17 protein-coding genes and 2 pseudogenes are annotated in these 18,998 nt (G+C 69.9%); 6 read left to right on the top strand and 13 right to left on the bottom strand.

Features of this window, described 5'->3' with window-relative positions; translation table 11 throughout:
- Positions 1-361: 361 nt before the first annotated feature.
- Both ACFY3I_RS41970 and ACFY3I_RS41965 read right to left on the bottom strand, forming a co-directional pair.
- Positions 362-937 carry a hypothetical protein gene (locus ACFY3I_RS41970; protein WP_390866234.1) on the bottom strand — a complete coding sequence of 192 codons (576 nt, stop codon included), beginning with the start codon at positions 935-937 and terminating at the stop codon, positions 362-364.
- 213 nt (positions 938-1,150) lie between these two features.
- A complete protein-coding gene (locus ACFY3I_RS41965; protein ID WP_390866233.1) occupies positions 1,151-1,924 on the bottom strand; it encodes a hypothetical protein in 774 nt (257 codons plus the stop codon).
- A gap of 1,108 nt (positions 1,925-3,032) precedes the next feature.
- On the opposite strand from ACFY3I_RS41965, the gene ACFY3I_RS41960 reads away from it, so the two are divergent.
- Complete coding sequence (locus ACFY3I_RS41960; RefSeq protein ID WP_390866232.1) at positions 3,033-5,546, top strand: Helicase associated domain protein; 2,514 nt, start codon at positions 3,033-3,035, stop codon at positions 5,544-5,546.
- 946 nt (positions 5,547-6,492) lie between these two features.
- Positions 6,493-7,230 (top strand): HNH endonuclease family protein, encoded by a 738-nt coding sequence (locus ACFY3I_RS41955; protein WP_390866237.1) that lies wholly within the window; start codon positions 6,493-6,495, stop codon positions 7,228-7,230.
- A 155-nt stretch (positions 7,231-7,385) separates the two neighbouring features.
- Here the strand turns inward: ACFY3I_RS41955 and ACFY3I_RS41950 are convergent, their stop codons facing one another.
- Positions 7,386-7,871, bottom strand: a complete 486-nt coding sequence (locus ACFY3I_RS41950; protein WP_390866231.1) for a lamin tail domain-containing protein — start codon at positions 7,869-7,871, stop codon at positions 7,386-7,388.
- A gap of 620 nt (positions 7,872-8,491) precedes the next feature.
- On the opposite strand from ACFY3I_RS41950, the gene phoU reads away from it, so the two are divergent.
- A complete protein-coding gene (phoU, locus tag ACFY3I_RS41945; RefSeq protein ID WP_390866230.1) occupies positions 8,492-9,160 on the top strand; it encodes a phosphate signaling complex protein PhoU in 669 nt (222 codons plus the stop codon).
- A gap of 520 nt (positions 9,161-9,680) precedes the next feature.
- Positions 9,681-10,106: a DUF6233 domain-containing protein gene (locus ACFY3I_RS41940; protein WP_390866229.1), complete on the top strand. Its 426-nt coding sequence runs from the start codon at positions 9,681-9,683 to the stop codon at positions 10,104-10,106.
- Between the two features lie 52 nt (positions 10,107-10,158).
- On the opposite strand, the gene ACFY3I_RS41935 is transcribed toward ACFY3I_RS41940, so the two are convergent.
- Together ACFY3I_RS41935 and ACFY3I_RS41930 are read right to left on the bottom strand one after the other, a co-directional pair.
- A complete protein-coding gene (locus tag ACFY3I_RS41935) occupies positions 10,159-10,431 on the bottom strand; it encodes a hypothetical protein (protein WP_390866228.1) in 273 nt (90 codons plus the stop codon).
- 436 nt (positions 10,432-10,867) lie between these two features.
- Positions 10,868-11,705 (bottom strand): annotated as a pseudogene (locus ACFY3I_RS41930) (IS5 family transposase).
- A 363-nt stretch (positions 11,706-12,068) separates the two neighbouring features.
- Between ACFY3I_RS41930 and ACFY3I_RS41925 the strand changes: the two are divergent.
- A pseudogene (locus tag ACFY3I_RS41925) lies at positions 12,069-12,299 on the top strand (DUF5133 domain-containing protein).
- A gap of 23 nt (positions 12,300-12,322) precedes the next feature.
- On the opposite strand, the gene ACFY3I_RS41920 reads toward ACFY3I_RS41925, so the two are convergent.
- The 7 genes from ACFY3I_RS41920 to ACFY3I_RS41890 all read right to left on the bottom strand — a co-directional run bounded on the left by ACFY3I_RS41920 (position 12,323) and on the right by ACFY3I_RS41890 (position 17,476).
- Positions 12,323-13,000 (bottom strand): HAD family hydrolase, encoded by a 678-nt coding sequence (locus ACFY3I_RS41920; protein ID WP_390866227.1) that lies wholly within the window; start codon positions 12,998-13,000, stop codon positions 12,323-12,325.
- Between the two features lie 19 nt (positions 13,001-13,019).
- Positions 13,020-13,985 (bottom strand): LLM class F420-dependent oxidoreductase, encoded by a 966-nt coding sequence (locus tag ACFY3I_RS41915; protein WP_390866226.1) that lies wholly within the window; start codon positions 13,983-13,985, stop codon positions 13,020-13,022.
- Between the two features lie 50 nt (positions 13,986-14,035).
- Positions 14,036-14,380 (bottom strand): hypothetical protein, encoded by a 345-nt coding sequence (locus tag ACFY3I_RS41910; protein WP_390866225.1) that lies wholly within the window; start codon positions 14,378-14,380, stop codon positions 14,036-14,038.
- Between the two features lie 979 nt (positions 14,381-15,359).
- Positions 15,360-15,548 carry an ANTAR domain-containing protein gene (locus tag ACFY3I_RS41905; RefSeq protein ID WP_390866224.1) on the bottom strand — a complete coding sequence of 63 codons (189 nt, stop codon included), beginning with the start codon at positions 15,546-15,548 and terminating at the stop codon, positions 15,360-15,362.
- Between the two features lie 500 nt (positions 15,549-16,048).
- Positions 16,049-16,489, bottom strand: a complete 441-nt coding sequence (locus tag ACFY3I_RS41900) for a DUF2267 domain-containing protein (RefSeq protein ID WP_390866223.1) — start codon at positions 16,487-16,489, stop codon at positions 16,049-16,051.
- A 59-nt stretch (positions 16,490-16,548) separates the two neighbouring features.
- Positions 16,549-16,944, bottom strand: a complete 396-nt coding sequence (locus ACFY3I_RS41895; RefSeq protein ID WP_390866222.1) for a DUF2267 domain-containing protein — start codon at positions 16,942-16,944, stop codon at positions 16,549-16,551.
- Positions 16,945-17,044: 100 nt separating this feature from the next.
- Complete coding sequence (locus tag ACFY3I_RS41890) at positions 17,045-17,476, bottom strand: Hsp20/alpha crystallin family protein (RefSeq protein WP_390866221.1); 432 nt, start codon at positions 17,474-17,476, stop codon at positions 17,045-17,047.
- Positions 17,477-17,604: 128 nt separating this feature from the next.
- Between ACFY3I_RS41890 and ACFY3I_RS41885 the strand changes: the two genes are divergently transcribed.
- The gene (locus ACFY3I_RS41885) at positions 17,605-18,255 is read left to right on the top strand and encodes a type III effector protein (RefSeq protein WP_390866220.1); all 651 of its coding nucleotides are present in this window, start codon (positions 17,605-17,607) and stop codon (positions 18,253-18,255) included.
- 473 nt (positions 18,256-18,728) lie between these two features.
- Here the strand turns inward: ACFY3I_RS41885 and ACFY3I_RS41880 are convergent, their stop codons facing one another.
- Complete coding sequence (locus tag ACFY3I_RS41880; RefSeq protein WP_390866219.1) at positions 18,729-18,899, bottom strand: hydrophobic protein; 171 nt, start codon at positions 18,897-18,899, stop codon at positions 18,729-18,731.
- Positions 18,900-18,998 lie beyond the last annotated feature (99 nt).

Below are 18,998 nucleotides of genomic sequence, written 5' to 3'. Positions count from 1 at the left end.
GCGCGCGGTCTGCTCCGCAGACACGACGCGGCGTCGCTACGCGACGCTTCCCGGCGCTGCGCGCCGGAGGCCTCCGGGCTCCGCCCGAAGGGGCCAGGCACTCCGTGCCCGGCCAGCCTGGCCCGCGCTCCGCGCAGACCAGGGCCCGACTGCTCCGCAGTCAGGCGAAGGGCGCAGCAGTAGGGAAGGGGGCGGCGGGAGTCCGACACCCCGGCCAGTCTTGACGGACCGTCAAGACTGGCCATGCGTCAAAACTGACTGTGGGCTAGATTCTGGGATGACACCCCACCACCATCCCGCCGATTGAGAATGCGTCAATTCTCGAACGGGATACGTTCTGGGCTCACGCCACACCCCCGGTTCAGGGCCGCTCGATATGTGCGACCCAGGTGACTGCCTGCACCTTGCTCGGTACCTCGCCGATTTTCCGTGCGGCGGCCCGGTAGCAGTCGGCCAATACGTTGTAGCGCTGGAGTGCCCCCAGTCCTCGGTCACGCTGTCCGTAGATCCTGCGTACGGCAATGTCGTGTGCGTGGCGGTCGATTACGACCGGTTCCGTGTTTTCCGGGTCTGCAATGCAGAGGTAGAAGTACCCGGTCTTGAGGTGTATGGGGAGAACTTGGCTCGGGTCGGCGCCTGCCATGATTCGATTTGCTTTGGTGAGTGCGTCGCGGACGTGTCCGCTGGCGATTCCTTCGACGAAGGCTTTACGGGCGAGTCTGCAATTCTCTGTCCATGACTTGTTGGCGGAGAGTGCGGCCAGTACGCCCGCGCCCTTCTTTGCGTCTCCGTCCGCGATTTCTAGGGCCAACTCATGGGCCGTGCCGTACCAGTTGCGCCCCCGGCGCTTCTGGTCGGGAGTGGCGGCGTTCCACTTGTCCGTGATGGCTCGGGTGTAGTCGTGGCGCTGTTCTTCGGTGCTTTTTACCGGGATCACAGGGGTTCCTGGGGGTGTGTTCGAGCGCGCTGAAGTCGCGGTGAGGAGCGGGCCCTTGGGGCGGCTCGACTCAGGCCGGCGTGGCGCGTGAGAGGGCGCCGGGCGGCGCGGTGTGGGGCGCCTGGCCTGGCGGGGGCGGGAGGCCCGGTGTGGGCCTCCCGCTGTGTTGCTGTGTGCGGTGCGCGGGGTGTCTGGTCTATCCGGCCGGGTGGATCACTTTTGTGCGAGGGCCCATCCGAGGGCTTGGCGCAGGGCTACGGCCCTTGTGCTGGATGCCGTGCAGGGCTCAAGAATGTCCGGTGCGAAGAACAGCCTGTTGGGTGCGGAATTGTCCTTGGATTCCTGCTTGAGGGTGTTCAGGACTTCGAGTGCTGCGGGCATGGTGGTGGGGTGCCTGTATGCGGCGCATTCGCATGTGGCGGTGTGGTGGGCGGTGTGCTTCGCGATGAGTTCCGCGTGGTCGGCGACAGGCAGGCATCCGGGGTGCCGGGTGATGGGGCGCGGGATGCCGTTGCCGTTGCGGCCCCGGAGGTGGGACCAGAACCGGCGGCCTTCCCAGCCACACAGGAGGCACTGCATCATCCATGGCTGGTCCGCGCCGGGGTAGCCCGCAAGCGGCTTCCATGCCAGCTCTGCGAGGCGCGCGGTGGCTTCGGCGGCGCGAACGAGGTTCGCGAGCGTGGGGCGCAGTTCGGGGATGAGGTGGGTGTAGCTGCGGTTGGACACGCCGAGGGCGGTGGGGGTGTGGGGGCGTGCGGCCGATGCGGGGATGGTGGGGCGCTTGCCCTGGTCGACGGCGGCGACAAGGATTTCGGCGGCGCCGAATCGGTTGGTGCTGCGGCCGTCCATTCGGTGGCCGGGCATGACCGGGAACCAGCTGCCGTGACGGCGGTAGACGCACCCGGCGGGCTTTCCGTCGACGCGGACGGGGTAGCGGCCGGATTCCTCGCGCGCACCGATCTGGTAGCGCTGCTGCTCATTCTGCATTTGTTTTTCCCGTTTCTTGCTGTCGTGTCTTCGGTTGTCGTTTGGCTGTCACTACCTCCCGACAAGGAAAACTCTATCAATTCGAGGGCGTGAAATCGGGGAGAAACGGCAGGTCGGGGCGTCTTTTTATTCTTGATATTCTTCCGGAATAGGCTTCGTAATTGTGCTGGGTCGGGGTAGTCGGGGCGTGGTGGGGTGCCGGTCGCCGCTGAAAATTGCGGAGCGATTTGATCAAATGCCCTGCGCGGAGCGCTTCGGGCATGCCGCTGCGCGGAGCGCGGAGGCGAGGGCGCCACGGAGTGGCGGACTCCCCCGGGGCGGAGCCCCGGGGGAGCGGCGGCCGGTGGCCCACCACGCCCCGCCCACCCCGACCCAGAGAAGGTCTTGGGCTGCGCCCTGCGCGCCCGTGGGTCTTGGCTGCGCCCCGGTGCGCTGCTGCGCCCTCGCGGGCCGTCAGCGGGGCGTTGGGGCGGTCTGCGGCAGGGTGTGAGACATGGCCTCAGGGTGCGGGGGCGGGAGGCCGGGCCGCCCGTAGACTGGGGGTGCCCGTTTCGGGTTTTCGGTGGCCGGTGCCCTTGTCACCCGCGCTTGCGCGGCTGGGCACCGGCCTCTTTGCGTTCGCGCCTCGCCTGGGTCTTCCGAAAACGCATCCATGGCGCCTCGCCATGAGGCACCATGGGTTGTCGCATTCGACTCCCGAAAGGCGCCTACCGATGACCGCAGATCCTTCCCCGCCCCCGGCGCTCGCGGAGGAGTTGTGGACCGTGTCCGTGGTGGCTGCCTACCTGGGGTTCACGGGGAAGTCGGCGACCGGTTCGGCCCGCAAGCAGCTGTCGCGGTGGGGTATCGCCGCCACAAGTCGCGAACCTGGCCGGAGCGGCGAGTCGTTGTACCTCGCGGCGCAGGTCCGGGCGGCCCATGAGGCGCGCCCCGGTCCCGGCCGCCGTGGGGCTTCCAGAGGTGAGGGCGGGCGTTTCACGACGTCTACGGACTCCTAGGCCGCGCTCCGCACCCTCCCTGCACGCAGCAGGGCGGCCGCCTACTTCCCGGCAAACGGCCGCCCATCCACCCAGTCACCAGAGCTCACCAGACCAGGAGGATCTCCATCGTGGCCCTCACGCTGCGCCCGCATCAAGTCGAAGCAGTCGACGCGGTCCTACGGCATCTCTCCGAACAGCCCGGGAAGGGCGTCCCTCCCGAGGGGCTGCGCACCCAGGTCATCGCCGCGACCGGATCCGGCAAGACCCTGATCGGGGTGGAAGCGGCGAAGCGCCTGACCGCGCGCCGGGTCCTGGTCCTGGTCCCGACCCTCGACCTGCTGTTGCAGATGGCGAGCGCGTGGCGTTCGGGCGGCCGCACGGGCGCGATGATCGGCGTCTGCTCCCTGCGCGGCGCGGACAGCCAGGGCGTGCCGTGCACAACGGACCCGGACGAACTGATCGCCTGGACCGCCGGCCCCGAGACCGTGACGGTGTTCGCGACGTATGCGTCGGTGGGCATGGGGACGCTGCAGCGGGCACACGCCGCAGGCCTCAGGGTGTGGGACCTGATGATCGTGGACGAGGCGCACCGGGTCAGTGGCGATGGGCTGAAGCCGTGGGCGGCCGTCCACGACCAGACCCAAGTCCCCGCGGTACGGCGGCTCTACATGACCGCCACGGCACGAGTGTGGGAGGCCGACGGCGACCGGCCGCGGCTGGTGGCGTCCATGGATGAGGACTCGCCGCTGTTCGGGCCGGTGGCGTACAAGCTGAAGCTGTCCGAGGCGATCCGGCTGGGGCTGGTGGCGCCGTATCAGGTGCTGTGCCTGGACATCCGCGACCCCCAGCTGTACGCCGCGCTCACCACCGAGGCCACCGGCTCCGACGCGGTGCGCGGGGCCCGGCTCGCGGCCGTGCAGACCGGCCTCATGCGCGCCGCGACCGTGGAGCGGTTCCGGCGGGTGCTCAGCTTCCACAGCAGGGTTGGCGAGGCGGAGGCTATGGCGGCCGCGGTGCCGGTGACGGCGGGCCGGCTCGCCGAGGACGACCCTGAGACGTTCCCGCCGACCGCGCAGGTGTGGTCGGCGTGGCTGTACGGCGAGCACGCCCCCGCCCACCGCCAGGCCGTCCTGGAAGAGTTCGCCTCCGACTACCTGACCGGGCCCGACCAGAACGGCACGGACGTCCGCGCCGAGCTGCGCGTGCTGTCCTCGGTCCGGGTCCTGGGGGAAGGCGTCGACACGGCTGAGTGCGACGCGGTTCTGTTCGCCGATGCCCGCGGCTCGATGGTGGACATCGTGCAGATGGTCGGGCGTGCGCTGCGGATGCGGCCCGGGGTCGGGAAGCTCGCGACCCTGATCGTGCCGGTGTTCCTCGGTGAAGACGAGGACGCCAACGAGCTGCTCACCTCGGACGCCTACGGCACCCTCGCGAAGATCCTCGGTGCCTTGCAGGCGCACGACACGGACACGATCGAGGCACTCGCCGACCCTCGCCTGCGCAACGCCCGACCGGCGCCGGACGCAGACGACGACCAGGACGACGTCACCGACGGCCAGGAGGACGACAGCGAGGGCGGTGAGGATGTCGCGCGGGTGGGTGCGGCGGCGGCTGGCGTGCTGCGGTTCAGTGAGGAACGCGACCCCGCCGCCCTCGCACAGTTCGTGCGGCTGCGGGTCATCGACCCAGAAGCGGCGTACTGGCGGCGCGGCATCGAGGTCGCCACCCGGTGGCTGCGCGAGACCGACAGCACCGAGCTGCGGGTCCCGTACACGTACGTCACCCCGGAGGACTGGGGCGCGGCCGGCGGTCATCCGCTGGGGGTGTGGATCGCCGATCAACGCCGGTACTACGCGGCCAGCACCCTGGAAGCCTCGCGGGTGGAGCAGCTGGAGACGCTCGGGATGGTGTGGTCCGTGCAGGCATCCGCGTGGGAGGCCGGCCTCGCCGTCGCCCGCGCCTACGCCGAAGCACACTCCCACCTCCTCCCGCCCACCAGCGCGGTCTGGGACGGCTTCCCCATCGGGGTATGGGCCAAGAACGCCCGAGCAGCGGCCCGGAGGGCGGTAGAGAACGCCGAACGGCGGGCGAACGGGGAAACGGGCGTCTCCTACGCCGGAGAGCTCCCAGAGGCCCGTGTGGAGGCACTGGCCGACATCGACCCCGGATGGTGCCCGACGTCATGGGAGATCGGATGGCAACGCTGCTACCGGCTCACCCTCGCCCACGTGAAAGCAGGCGGCACACTCCCGGCCGGACCCGGTGAACTCATCGTCCAGGGCGAAGACCTGGGAGTCTGGGCCACCGGACAGCGCGCCGGATGGGACACGCTCAAGCCCGCGCAGCAGTGGCTCCTGGAAACCGTCGGCATCGAACCCCCAGCCGAGGGCGAAACGGTGCCGGGTGCGCCACGGTCGCGGGATGCCCGGTGGGAGGCGAACCTCGCCGCCGCCCGCCAGTACCATGCCCGCGAGGGACACCTCCAGGTCCCCCGGCAGCATGTCGAGATCACCGGCAACGGCGACGGGAGCGAGCAGTCGGCCGTGAGGCTCGGGGCATGGCTCGACAACACCCGGCGCAGGGCAGGGAAGTTGAGCCCGGAGCGGCGGACAGCGCTGGATGTGCTCGGCATGCGCTGGTAGCCGCGAACTACACGCCGCCGAAGCCCCGAACATCCGGGGAGCGGGGGCGGCTGCGCGAAGGCCTCATGTGGCCGTCGATGCGGACGGTGAACCAGTGCGCGAGCTGTCCGGTCATCGGTTCGGGCAGATGGCCGCTGGCTAACCCGTCGGAGCTTGCAGCAACGGCCCCTCCGGAGAGGGGCCGTTGCTGCAAGCTCTCAGATCAGACCGCTGTTTGGTCATCCTCCGGCGATGCTGGCTCGCGCCATCCTGCACGAGCGCCGTTCAGAGCGCGTCGGCTACGCGTCAAGGTTCGACGGACGGGCCTGCGAAGTGTCGCAAGCACCGCAAGAGCGAAGGCAGCACCTAAGGAGCCAAGGAATTCCGGAAGAGCAGAGTGAAGCAGATCGGACACAGGCATAGCGGCACGCGCCAACGGAGGCCGTACGCGTACCTGCTCCCTCGTGAAATCAACTTTGCCCTGGTCGGATGGCACCTATATGTCCCGGCCTCTAAGACCCCCGTCACACCGAGGTGCTGCTACCAGCTACCAAGGCGGCCCACGGCGCCAAGACTCATTATCCATCATGACCCCGTCGGTCATGTTCGTTTCGCTGAATCACGCATCACTGGCATGGCGCGGGAAGTGCCGTGCCAGTTGTTCCGCAACCTCGACTGGCACCCGCACCCCACCAAGCTCACCGTCATCTGACCCCTGCCCCTCCTCCTGCCAGGCGCCCCGCGGATGCGGCCCGATCCTCAGTGGACTGCATCTGCCCACGGCGCAACCGGGCCACAGCATCGCCGTACCGAACAGGTGTCGCGTGGTGCTCTGACCGCATCGGTTGCCGGGTTGGCGGCGCCGCCGGGATACCCATCTGACTAGTTCGCCGTGCGAGTGAACCCGGCCCGACCAGCCAGCAGTGCACCAGCCCGGCCCGCTACGAAGATCACAGCCCTGTTCGTGATCTTCGGAACGGAGACCCGCGCCGTGCGCCCTACTCGCACCCGACGCACCCTGATCGCCGCGCTGTTCGCGCCGCTCGCCCTGCTCACCCCCACCACCGCCCACGCCGCCGACCCGGCATCGCCCGTGGTCGCACAGCAGCCCGTGCACCGCACGCCGGGCGAGACCATCACCCTGCCGGTCCGCGACGCACTCGCCGCGCTGACCGTCGCAAACGAGAGCCGCGCCGGCTACTCCCGGGACAAGTTCAAGCACTGGACCGACGCCGACAAGAACGGCTGCAACGCCCGCGCCGAAGTCCTCCTGGCCGAAGCCGTCACCACACCCGAGATCGGCCCGAAGTGCGCCCTGACCGGCGGCAGCTGGTACTCGCCATACGACGACCGCTACCTGAACAGCGCCAGCCAGCTGGACGTCGACCACCTGGTCCCGCTCGCCGAAGCCTGGGACTCCGGCGCCTCCGCCTGGACGGCGAAGGAACGCGAGGCCTACGCCAACGACCTCGACGACCCCCGCGCACTCATCGCGGTGTCCGCGGCCTCCAACCGGTCCAAGGCCGACAAGGACCCGACCGAGTGGCTGCCGCCGTACTCCCCCTACTGGTGCGAGTACGTCACCGACTGGGTCGCCGACAAAACCCGCTACCAGCTGAGCATCGACCCCGCCGAACAGGCCGCCCTCACCGAGCAGCTCGCCGCCTGCCCGGACCGGCCCATCACCGTCACCCTCGCCCACTAGCGGTTATGCGTCTGGCCCGTCACCACGGCGCACAGCGGGTGACTGGCCAGAGCGGGGACAGCGGTACGCGGCGGCCGGCGCTACACCGAGGACAGGCGTACCGCCGGCTGCCAGGGGTGCCGGCCAGGGGCGGCCGGCACCCGGCTTGCGGTCAGTCAGTGGCGGTGGCCACCGCCGCGGTGGTAGCCCCACGAGGCCTCGTCGATGAACCGGCCGTGGTCGTTGCGCAGGGTCGCGGTGTCCCGGTCGTTGTTCCACACGTAGTTGCGGCGGTCCTGGTAGACGTCGCCGTAGCGGTCGCGGCCCTCACCGGTGTGGACGCGGACGGTGGAGCGGCCGTCCAGGCGGAAGTGCCGGAAGGTGTAGGTGTGGCCGGCCTCGTCGGACAGCGTCCAGCCGTCCAGGTTCACCGCCCGACGGCTCGTGTTGGTGACATCCACCCATTCCTTGTTGAGCGACCAGTTGGAGCGGTCGTCGCGTCCCGGGGAGTCGTACTGCACGTCGCTGATCACCACGGCCCGGTCGTGCGGGCGGGCGGCGGGCTGGCCGGCGGCCGCGGCGGGCAGCGCCAGCGCACCCACAGCAGCAGCGGCGACAGCAGCGGCGGCGGTCAGACGGCGGGCGGTCACAGAAACGGACACGAGGTCCCCCTTCTCGGAGCCCACACCCCGTGAAGTCACTGCTCAGCGGGGTGTGTTGTGCTGGGTGGCGGCCCGGTCGGCCGCACACGCACACCCTGCCCGCCCCCGAACACGAACAGTGCGAAATCCGCAGCATGTGACGAATCTTGGATATTTCAGTGACTCTCACCTGCAAGACACATCAATGCGGTGAACATGACGAATTGACCGGTTGTCAGTCTTCGATGCCGTACCAGCGGCCGACACGGTGCTGCACCGTGCCAGGCGGCGCCACCGGGAGCCGGGGGCCGGGCCTGCAAAAACGCGTAACAGGCACTGTCACCTGGACGGGTGAAGCAACCGCGGAGCGGCGGAGCCGGTCGCACATGACTGCGGCCCGCACCGTGAGAAGCCGGGACGGACCGCAGTCGGGTGAAGCGGCGCGGAGGACGCCATGGGCACATCACGTTCCGGACGTCCTCCGCATTTCGAGCGTACGCCGCCTTTTATGGCCGGCCGTCCGGTTGCGAACCGGCGCGCCGGTGGGTGTCCTGGTCCATGCGGTCGGAAAGCTCGGGTGTGCGTGGGTGTGGGAGCCTTGCGGGTGCTGGACGGTGGACAACTGGAGAGTGAGGACCGGCATGCGGGACGCGTACCACGCGGAACTGGATTCGATCGGTGAGGGCCTGGTCGGTATCGCGAACCTGGTCGGTTCTGCCATGGGACGGGCCACCGGTGCGCTGCTGGACGCGGACCTTGAGCTCGCGGAGAGGGTGCTCGGCACGCATGGCCGCGTCGAGGACCTCCAACGCGATCTGGAGGACCGGGCCATCGCGGTCCTGGCCCGTCAGCAGCCCGTGGCGACCGACCTGCGGGTGGTGGTCACCTCGCTGCGTATGAGCGCGGACCTGGAGCGCTGTTCGGCCCTGGCTCAGCATGTCGCCGAGGTGGCCCGGCGGCGGTATCCCGAGCAGGCTGTTCCGCAGGATCTGCGCCGCACCCTTTTGGAGATGAGCCAGCTCGCCCAGCGTCTGATGGCACAGGCCGCCGACGTCCTGGTCACCCGCGACGTGGACGCGGCCGCACAGATGGAACGGGACGACGACCGCATAGACGAGCTGCACCGCGGGATCTTCCAGCACCTCATGGACGACCGCTGGCACCACGGAGTGGAGACCGCCGTCGACGTCACACTGCTGGGCCGCTACTACGAACGGTTCGCCGACCACGCCGTCTCCATCGCCCGCCGCGTGGTCTACCTCGTCACCGGCGAACACACCGACACCGCAGCCACCCTGCCCGCCCCGTGACCGGCCGCGCCGGGATGGCCCGCCACGACGGGGGAATCAAGACGGACCATCCCTGACTTGACATCATCCCCGAAAGCGAAGCAGGGTCGAGGCAGACTGAAATTCGTGTCGCAAGGGCTGCCCCATCGGGCGGCCCTTCGTCGTTCCCGGAGGTCCTGTGAGGGCCGCGGTGGGCTGCTGCGTTGTCTGTCCGCCACGCGGGCGGTAGCGGGGTGGCGGAACGAGTCGTTGTCCTGGCGTGAGCGCGGAAAGGGATGACCGGGACGATGCGGCGTTCGCCCACCTGACCGGTGCCCACTGGTCGGCCGATGCCGGCGGAGACTGCCACAGATGCCGGGAGCTGTTCGGCGGGACAGAGAGCAGGCAGCAGGAGATCGCTGGCAGTGAGCCTGCCCCCGGCAACCGGGTGGGCCGGTGGCTCCGCGTGGTCATGCTGCTGGTCGCGGTGCTCACGGTGACAACCGCGGTGGTGAGAGCGCCGGTCTGACCCAGCGGGCGACACAGGTCTAGAATCGAACGCATGAACGAGTTGCCGCCGGATGCCCCGCGCCTGCGCGCGATCCTGGCGCACCTCGACCAGCAGATCGCCGACACCGACACCGTGGGCACGTACCTGCGTCTCCAGCGCGGTGCCGTTGTGTCTGCGATCTCCCGTGCCGAGCGCCAGGCGATCCCGCGCCCGGTGATCGCGGCTCCCAAGCGGCCCCCGGCCCTCGCCGACCGTCGCGACACCGCAGTCCACCCGTCGGCCCGGTTCATCATCGAACTCCCTGAGAAGGCCGGGCAGGCCGCGCCCATCCACACCAGCAGCTGCACCAAAACACTCACCCGCAGCAGGCCCATCGAGGCCGACCTCGCCCGCCAGGGACTCGTCAACGACCCCCGCGGCTTCACCGCCTGCACCATGTGCCGGCCGGACACCGAGCTGGGCATCGACGTCGCCTGACCCCCCGCCAGCGCGCGGCGCCAGCAGCTCCCCCACGCGCCCGCTCCGGTCGTCACGCTCCGGGCAGAGAGCGCAGCAGCTCGCGGACCGCGCGGCGGATCGCAATACGGCGGGCGAGACGGGGCGCGGCGTAGGCCGTGACCACCAGACCCGCCGTGACGGAGAACGTGGCCGGTGGACCGATCCAGCAGGACGCCAGTAGGACGCTGCCGGTCAAGAACAGAGCGGCCAGGGTGAGCGCGAGGGCCTGGTCGTCGTCGCGCAGCATGAACTCTTCCAGGAGACGCGGCTCACGGCCGGGCGGTGTCAGGCACGCTTGAGGCATCCGGCCGGCACCTGCCCTCCCAGCACGATCCGCCACACAGTCCCGCCGCCGCACTCCCGGTACCGGGAAGCGTCCCGGCCGACCCCGACCACGCACGACGTCACCCGCTCCCCCTTGCGCAAGTAGCGCACGACCGGCGAGGACGTCGTCGCAACCGGCCCCTCATTCCACGCGGGCCTGCGCACCGCGACATTCTGCACCGCCCGCCACATCGACGCGCACGGCGCGGATCCGGGGTGCGCGGTCGGCGTGGGTCGATGAGGATGTCTTTCTCATCGAGGCCGGACGGCCTGTTGGGGTGTCGCCCGTCAGTGCGGGCGACACCCCAACGGAGCGTCCGAGCAGTCGAGGAACGTGCTGAGGGCCCCGCAACCCCCTCAGGGGGTGCGGGCCCTCAAAGAGCGTTTTGTCCCGGCGAGGTTGTTTGGTTCGAGGTTCAGGTGTCGCGCCAGTTCGGAGTGGATTCGCGGGTGAGGCGGCGGCTTATGAGGTCGATCATCGCGACGCGGATTATGGCTTCGGACCGGTGAGGGTGGGTCTCGTAGTCGCGGGCGAGACGTCGGTGGTGCATCAGCCAGCCGAAGGTCCGCTCGACCACCCAGAGTCGGGGGATCACCTTGAACCCCTTGACGCCGGGGTCGCGTCGGACGACTTCGACGTCGATGCCGAGGCGGGCGCCGTGGTCGATGACTTTCGTCCGGTAGCCAGTGTGCCCACGCCTTGGTCACTCGAGGTGCTGTGGCGGAGATCTGTGAGAGCAGGTGAATGCCGCCGGTGTTGTCGGAGAAGCTCGCCGCGGTCACCCAGACGGCCAGCAGCAGGCCGAGGGTGTCGACGCCGATGTGGCGCTTGCGACCTGCGATTTTCTTGCCCGCGTCGATGCCCTGGCCGGCCGCGGGCACGTTGGCGGAGGTCTTGATGCTCTGAGCGTCCAGCACGCAGGCGCTCGGCTCGGTATCCCGGCCTTCGGCTTCACGCACCAGGCGCCGCAGCAGGCCGTTGAGCTGGTCGAAGACGCCTTCCTTCTGCCAGGCGGCGAAGTAGCCGTAGACCGTCTCCCAGGGGGCGAAATCGTGCGGCAGGTAGCGCCAGGGAATCCCGGTGCGGTCGACGTAGAGGATGGCGTCCATGATGCGGCGCAGGTCGTGCTCGGGTGGGCGGCCGATGTCCAGGCCCTTGCCTCTGCGCTCGGCCCGCCAGGCGGTGAGGGTGGGGCCGATCAACTCCCAGCGGGCATCGGACAGGTCACTGGGATACGGGCGCTGTCGCGTCACGTTTCGGTAGTACCGTCGGGCGCGACGCCTCCCCAGGGCGCAAACAGCGTCAAACAGGGGCGCTTTCGGATCAGACAGGAGCGAACCGACTCAAACGGGCGGAGATGACCCGACTCAAACGGGCAGAGATATGGAGTCTCCTATCGCACAGGCCGCACCGACCACTCTCGCCCCAGCAGTCAAAAACCCACCCTCCCTTCGAAGCGCCACCAGGTTGTGCCCGGGAGCCTGCACGCAGGCGTCGCCTCGTGGAAAAGACGCGTGGGAGGCGTGACGGTGCCGTGACCTCACGACCTCGCATAGGCCCGTAGGCCGGGGGTAACCGCCTCGCGTATGTCGGGTTCAACTGAATGGAGGCCTGCGGTGCTGATGGCTCACCCCGCCGTGCTGTGAAGGACCTGGTCGTGCAGTACGAGACGCTGCGCGCCCTGCACGCCGAGAACGGCGCCCGGCCGACAGCGGCGAATGGAGGACATCGCCTACACGCTGTGCGTCTCGACCAGCACCCGGGATGTCGACACCGCCCTCATCGCCACCCGCCACCGTCTACCTGGCGCACGCCCCCAGGACGACTCCGTGCTCAGCGCCGACTGACCTTCCACCTGTGCGGGCTCGGGTCACTCCGTACCGGCGAACACGCTGCTGTCCAGGTGTGCAAGGAGGGCGGCAGGTTCCTGGTACACGGCGTGGGCTCCCGCCTCCTCCAGGTCCGCTCGCGGGATGCCGCCGGACAGAACTGCCACCGGGGTCACTCCGTCCCGTACGGCTGCCTTCATGTCCCAGACGGTGTCGCCGACGAACACGGCTCGTTCGCTCGGTACGCCGGCGAGTTCCCTGGCCCGCTGGACTGGGTCGGGGGCGGGTTTGCCGTCGTCAACGTCGTCCGCGCTGGTCGCCCCGAGGATCACGTCGTCCGCGTCGATGGCATTCCGCAGCGCGGCCAGTTCCGCGCCGCTCGCCGAGGTCGCCAGGACGATCGCCCAGCCCCGCCCGGCCAGTGCGCGCAACAGGTCACCCGCCGAGTCCAGCGCCGGCAGCCGCTCGAAGTACGTGCCGTAGAGGGCGTGGTGGGTCGCCGTGAGCTGCTCGTCCTGGACGGGATCACGGTCATCGCCATCGCCGAGCAGGTGGTCCAGCAGGTCGCCGCCACTGAGACCCACGGCCCGGTGGATCGCCCGCATGGAAACGTGGAGACCTGCTTGCCGGAACGCCTCCCACCATGTGACCACGTGCAGGTGATTGGTGTCGACGAGCGTTCCGTCGATGTCGAAGATCGCGGCGCGTTTCGTGGTCATGTCGAGTGTCCTCGCCCGGTCACACTTCGCGGAGTGCGGGCAGCAGCTTGTGCTCCGCCCATTCCAGGTACGGCTCCTGGTAGTCGCCACCGATCTGGACGAGTGCAACCTCGGTGAACCCCGCGTCGGCGTAAGGCCGTACGGCCTCGACGACAGCCTGCACATCGTCGCCGCAGGGAATGGACCCCGCCACGTCGTCGGGCCGGACGAACTGGGTGGCTGCCTCGAAGGCGGCGGGTCCGGGCAGTTCGGAGTTGACCGGCCAGCCGCCGCCGAACCAGCGGAACTGCTCGTGGGCACGGGCGATCGCCGCGTCGCGGTCGGTGTCGTAACTGATCGGCAGTTGGCCGACCTTGGGCTTGCCCGCGCCGCCGTGGCGGTCGAAGGCGGAGATCAGTTCCGGCCGGGGTTCCGTGGCGATCACCAGATCGGCCAGGTGACCGGCGAGTTCACAGGAGCGGTCGCCGGAGACGGCGACACCGATCGGCGGGGGCGCGTCAGGCAGGTCCCACAACGTGGCGTTCTCCACGTCGAAGTGGGCGCCGTGATGGTTGACGTTCTCCCCCGCGAAGAGGGCGCGGATGATGTCCACGGCCTCCTCCAGCTTCTCCAGCCGGACGTGCGCGGCGGGCCAGCCCCCACCCGTCACGTGCTCGTTGAGGTTTTCCCCGGAGCCCAGCCCCAGCCGGAACCGCCCCTCGGAGAGAAGCTGCATCGTGGCGGCCTTCTGGGCGACGACCGTCGGATGGTAGCGGGCCGTCGGGCACGTCACGTACGTCATCAGGGGAATACGCTCGGTGGCCTGCGCGGCGGCACCCAGCACGCTCCACGCGTAGGGCGCGTGGCCCTGGGACTCCAGCCAGGGAAAGTAGTGGTCGGACGTGACCGAGAAGTCGAACCCGGCACGCTCCGCGCCCACCACGTGGTCCACCAAATCCCGCGGACCGGCCTGCTCGGTCATCATCGTGTACCCGATCTGCACCATCCCGCTCATCTCCTCGTGGTCCGATCACACGCGTACGGTCTCCCGCCCTGTCATCCCTTCGTCGCGAGCCGAAGGTCGACCTCCTGCTCCTGGTCTCCCGACGCCGCTCCCGACCGGTGCACGGCGAACGCGGAACTCAGGGCTTCGAACAATTGACCGACGGCGAGGTGGTCGCCCTGCAGGGTGGCGGAGACCGCCCCCTCCAAAGGGACCGGAGCCGGCGGGCTCCACTCCTGGGTGGGCTCGAACTCCGCGCTCCACACGGTCGAACGATCGCCCGGCTGCTCCTCGGGCACGTCGTGGGTAGAACGGTCGGTGGAAAACACGGTCCGCAGAACACCGAAGACAGCGGCGGCGTCCTCTTCGGACGCTGCGGTGAGGGACACGGTGGCCATGTGGGCACTCTCCTTGCCTAAGCGGAACCAGTCACCCGTCGGCGGACGGGTTGGTCACTGGCGCCGGTACGCGTACCCGCCGCGTGTCCTTTCAGGCGGACGGACCTCGACAGCGGCCGCGGGATATCTCTCCTTGCCCGGTGCCCGGAACCCCTCCATGTGGGTGACGAGCCGGGGACCGTGCGGCGTCAGCTCTCTGCCTCGTCGGACGCGTTCGCGGCTGCACGATGGGGCGCCACCGTGCACGTCGAGTCCTCGGCCGAGGCGACTCCTGCCGCGAAGATGCCGAACCGAGTGCAGGCCGAGCCCGTGAGGAGGGCGAGGCCCGCGAGTCCGGCCGCGGGACGGCTGCGGTGGCCGAGCAGCAGGCCGGTGAACGGCGCCTACAGCAGTGAACAGACGGGCGGTGCGCAGCAGCACCCACCGCGGCCCTGGCGATAGGTCACCGCGACCATGCCGAGGCGCCGCTCGGCCCGGGTCGCGACCTCCTCGGCGCCGGCGGCGAACCCGCGGCGCAGCGTGCGGGTGCCGACTCGTGCACCGGACCGAGGAGCAGGGCCATGCCGGAAGCGGCGGCCGTCGCGGAGGCGGCGAACGCGTAGGGCAGTTCGCGGTGCGCGCCGTGCCAGGCGGGAATGGCGGTGTCCGGCCTGCAAGAGCGCGTAACAGCCCCCGTCGTCCGAAGAGGTGAAGGAGACCAAACGACGGCCAGGGCCGCCAGCGCGGCCGTCCCGGTCGCGCGGCCGTCAGCGGTGGAATGGCTGTGGTCCGCCCCGGGAGGCTCCGGGACGGACCACAGTGGGGTGAAGCGGCGCGGAGGACGCCGTAGGCACATCACGTTCCGGACGTCCTCCGCAGGCGGAGCGTAAGCCACTGCCGGCTGCACGGTGGCGGACCGGCACGCCGGTGGTCTGAAGCTTCCGACTGCCGCACGGCATGCCGGACCAGGGGCGGGTGTGCGGGGCTGGACGTGCGCCGGTCAGCGGGAGCGGGCATCTTTCAGGGCTTCGTCCAGGGCCAGGTGGAGGTCGTCGGGCAGTTCTCCGCCGCCGGGCCAGTTCACGATCAGCTCGGCGAAGTGGCGGAGCTTGGTGTTGGTGCGCTGGGAGACCCTCCGCAGCACCTCGAACCCCTCATCCGGACAGAGGCTGCCCACCGAGATGACCACGCCGATGGCCTGGTCGACGACCGCGTGCGAGACGACCGCTTCCTGCAGCTGGTCGGTCTCCTGCTTCAGCTGAGCCTACCGCCTGGCAAGTTCCGCCTGCCGGACCAGACCCGGCACGTCACCGGGCACGGGACGCCCGTTCACGGAGGACTCCATCGTGATCACAACTCCGAGGTTCTTCCCCGCCCGGGCAGCCGTCACCGCCGGGGCACATACGTGCAGAACGACAACCAATTACCCCCGCCACCTGCACAGACACGGACCGCTCGCCCAAGGCCACGTAACCCCGGGCGCAACATCGCCCGGGCCTCCGTGGCGCTCGGGACCCAGACGTGACACCACTCATCTGGGCTGGGGGCAGCGGTTCACACCCGTGGCACCTTTTTGCGCTCGGCCGGACGCTCCGGGGCACGGCAGTCGCCCGGCGAAGCCCCGGAGAGTTCGGGGCGGCCAGCGACGCGGGGGCCGTCGCGTCCGCCCCGGGGGTGCATTTCGCCCGGCTAGGCGGCGGTGGTGAGTTCAGCGCGGCCGAAGAGCAGGGCCCAGCCGGTGGGGAGCTGGTGGAGGATGCGGGTGATCAGGTCGGAGCCGGTGTGGGCGTTGACGGCGGCGAAGACGGAGCCGGTGTCCCAGCGGGTGGTGGCCAGGGAGGCGCCGGAGCGGGCGGCGAGGTCCTCGACGAAGGCCCAGCCAGTCAGCGGCTGGGTATCGGGGATCTGCGCGGTCAGCACGCGGGCGGCCTCCAGGGGCAGGCAGGCGGCCAGGTCGACGCGTTCGTCGCCGGTCAGCTGACGCCCGAACCCGGCGAGGACCAGGCGGACGGCTTCGTCGGCCCGCTCGCGGGTGGGGTAGGCGCCCTCGTAGCGGACCTTCTCCAGCATCTGCTCGTACGCCGTCGAGTACGGCAGCTGCTCAAGCGGTACGCGCACGTCGGAGATCACTGCGGTGCATGCCTTTCATGGAGTCATGGGGGTGCCGGTGCGGCACCCCCGGGTCTTGGTCAGGTGGGCTGGGAGCGCCCGAAGAGGAGGTCGTAGCCGGCGGGGAGCTGGAGCAGGATCTGTCTCATCAGGTCCTCGCCCGCGGTGTCGGCGACGGTGGACAGCACGGCGCTGACGTCCCAGGTCGCGGTCTGCTCGGTGGCGCCCTCGATCCAGGCGGCGGTCGCGCGGACGAACCGCTCCGCAGACAGCGGCTCGGCGCTCTGCAGCGGGTTGAGCAGGATCAGGGCGAAGCCCTCCGGCAGACGTGCCGCGAGCTGGGCACGGACCGCGCCGACCAGGTGTGCGCCGAGCAGGGCGAGCACCACGCGGGCCACACGCTCTGCCTCGGCCGCAGTGCCGTATTCGCCGCGTTCCTCCACGTGAGCGAGGAACGCTTCACGTCGCAAGGTCATCGGCCGCCACCCCCCTTTGCGTCGTCGGACCGTCCACGGGGGTGCGGAGGGCGGGGAGGGGAGATCAGGTGTCCGTCCTCCGCACCAGTGCGGGCTGGTGTCAGCCGGAGATCTCCTTGCGGCTGGAGCCGACGCCGATGGAGATCTTGCGGGGCTTGGCGCGCTCGGCGATCGGGATGCGCAGGGTGAGCACGCCGGCGTCGAAATCGGCCTGGATGCGCTCGGTGTCCAGGGTGTCAGCCAGCACCAGCTGGCGGGAGAAGACGCCCAGCGGCCGCTCGGACAGCTCCATCTTCACGTCGTCGGCCTTCGCCACCGGTCGGCGTTCGGCCTTGACGGTGAGCATGTTCCGCTCGACGTCGATGTCGATCGCGTCCGCGTTCACGCCGGGGAGGTCGAAGGCCACCACGTACTCGTCGCCCTCGCGGTAGGCGTCCATCGGCATTACCGCCGGCTTCGACCAGGTGCCCGGGCCCGTCAGCTGCTGCGCCATCCGGTCCAGCTCACGGAAGGGGTCAGTGCGCATCAACATCGTGAAACACCTCCAGCAGGTTCGAGCAGTTGCTGCCAATGCGCTGCACTGACACCGTTGTAACATGTCATCCAATGGATGACAAACATGGGTGTCGTCGACCTGATGACAGCCCCAGGGAGGTGCGCGTGACCCCAGCCGACCAGCCGTCCACGACACGTACCGACGTCCACAGCCCGGCGTCCTTCCTCGCCGCCGCTGCGGCTCTGGCCGCCATAGACGACGCACTGTGCGATGCCCAGGACGAGACCTCCGACCCCGACGCTCCCAGTCCCGAGCAGGCGCTGGCCTCCCTGGTGCTGCTGCGGCAGGTGCGCGAACAGCTCGCCGAATGGGAGACCGGCCTGATCGAAACCGCCCGCGACGCCGGCGCCAGCTGGGCCGACCTCGCCGGCCCGCTCGGCGTCGCCAGCCGCCAGGCCGCCGAACGCCGGTACCTGCGCGGCCGCCCCGGCCCCGCCGGCACCACCGGCGAACAGCGTGTGACAGCCACCCGCCAGGCCAGGGCCGCCGACCGCGCCTCAGCCGCCTGGGCCCGTGCTCACGCCGCCGACCTGCGCCGCCTCGCCGGTCAGATCGGCGCGCTCGGCCCCCTCGCGCCCGAAGCGCGCCCCGCCCAGGCCGCCCTGCATGCCGCTCTCGGCACCGCCGACGCCGCCGAGCTCATCGCGCCCCTGGCCGGCATGCGTCCCTACCTCGATGCCCGCCACGCCAGCCTCGCCGATTCCCTGGACGCCATCGACGACCGGCACGCGGCAGCAGCCCCTGACGATGACTGACTCCCAGGCGCGGTCACGCCATGCGGGTGCGGAACGGCCCGCACCCGAACCACGCCGACGACGGGCAGCGGTCCCTGCTGTGGCCCGAAGAGGGCGGGCCTCAGTTGGGTGAAACGGCGCGGAGATGCCATTGGCGCAACACGGGCCGGCATTCCCCGCAGGCGGAGCCCTACGGCGCTCCCCTTGTCCGGCGGGACGGTGCGCAACAGCCGGTCAACTCTAGGCGCGCTGGTCATGACATTGAGCGTCTGGCCGACTCGGTGCGGCCGGGCCGGGGGCGGAATGCGCTGGGAGGTTGCGCGGGTTCCGGCGCGCATGCGCCCCGCCCCCGACACAACACGCCTGCCCCGGCCTCGCTTGGCAACTCCTAAGGCCGGTTTTGCGGAGTCGTGGGATTGTTCACCGGTCGTACGTGTGGGGCCCGGCCGTCGCGACGGCCGGGCCCCACACGAGAGGGTGTGTGCGGTGTCAGGTCACCATCGGTACCAGCGGCCGCGGCCACCTCCGGCGTTGGTGGACCGCATGACGAAGCCGAGCAGCCACAGCACGAGGACGACCACGGCCACCCACCAGAGGATCTTGATGGCGAATCCGGCGCCGAAAAGGATCAGGGCGAGCAGTAGAACGAGAAGCAGGGGAACCATAGTTATCAACCTCCTGGCCGCCGTGTGCCCCGCCAATCGCGCGCCATTCACCCAGCGGTCCTTGTTTGTGAAGGGAGTGGCGGGGCAGCCGGGGCTTTA

This window comes from Streptomyces sp. NPDC001068, from assembly GCF_042897315.1.
Taxonomy (GTDB): domain Bacteria; phylum Actinomycetota; class Actinomycetes; order Streptomycetales; family Streptomycetaceae; genus Streptomyces.
This window is presented reverse-complemented; position numbering and strand designations above follow the sequence as displayed.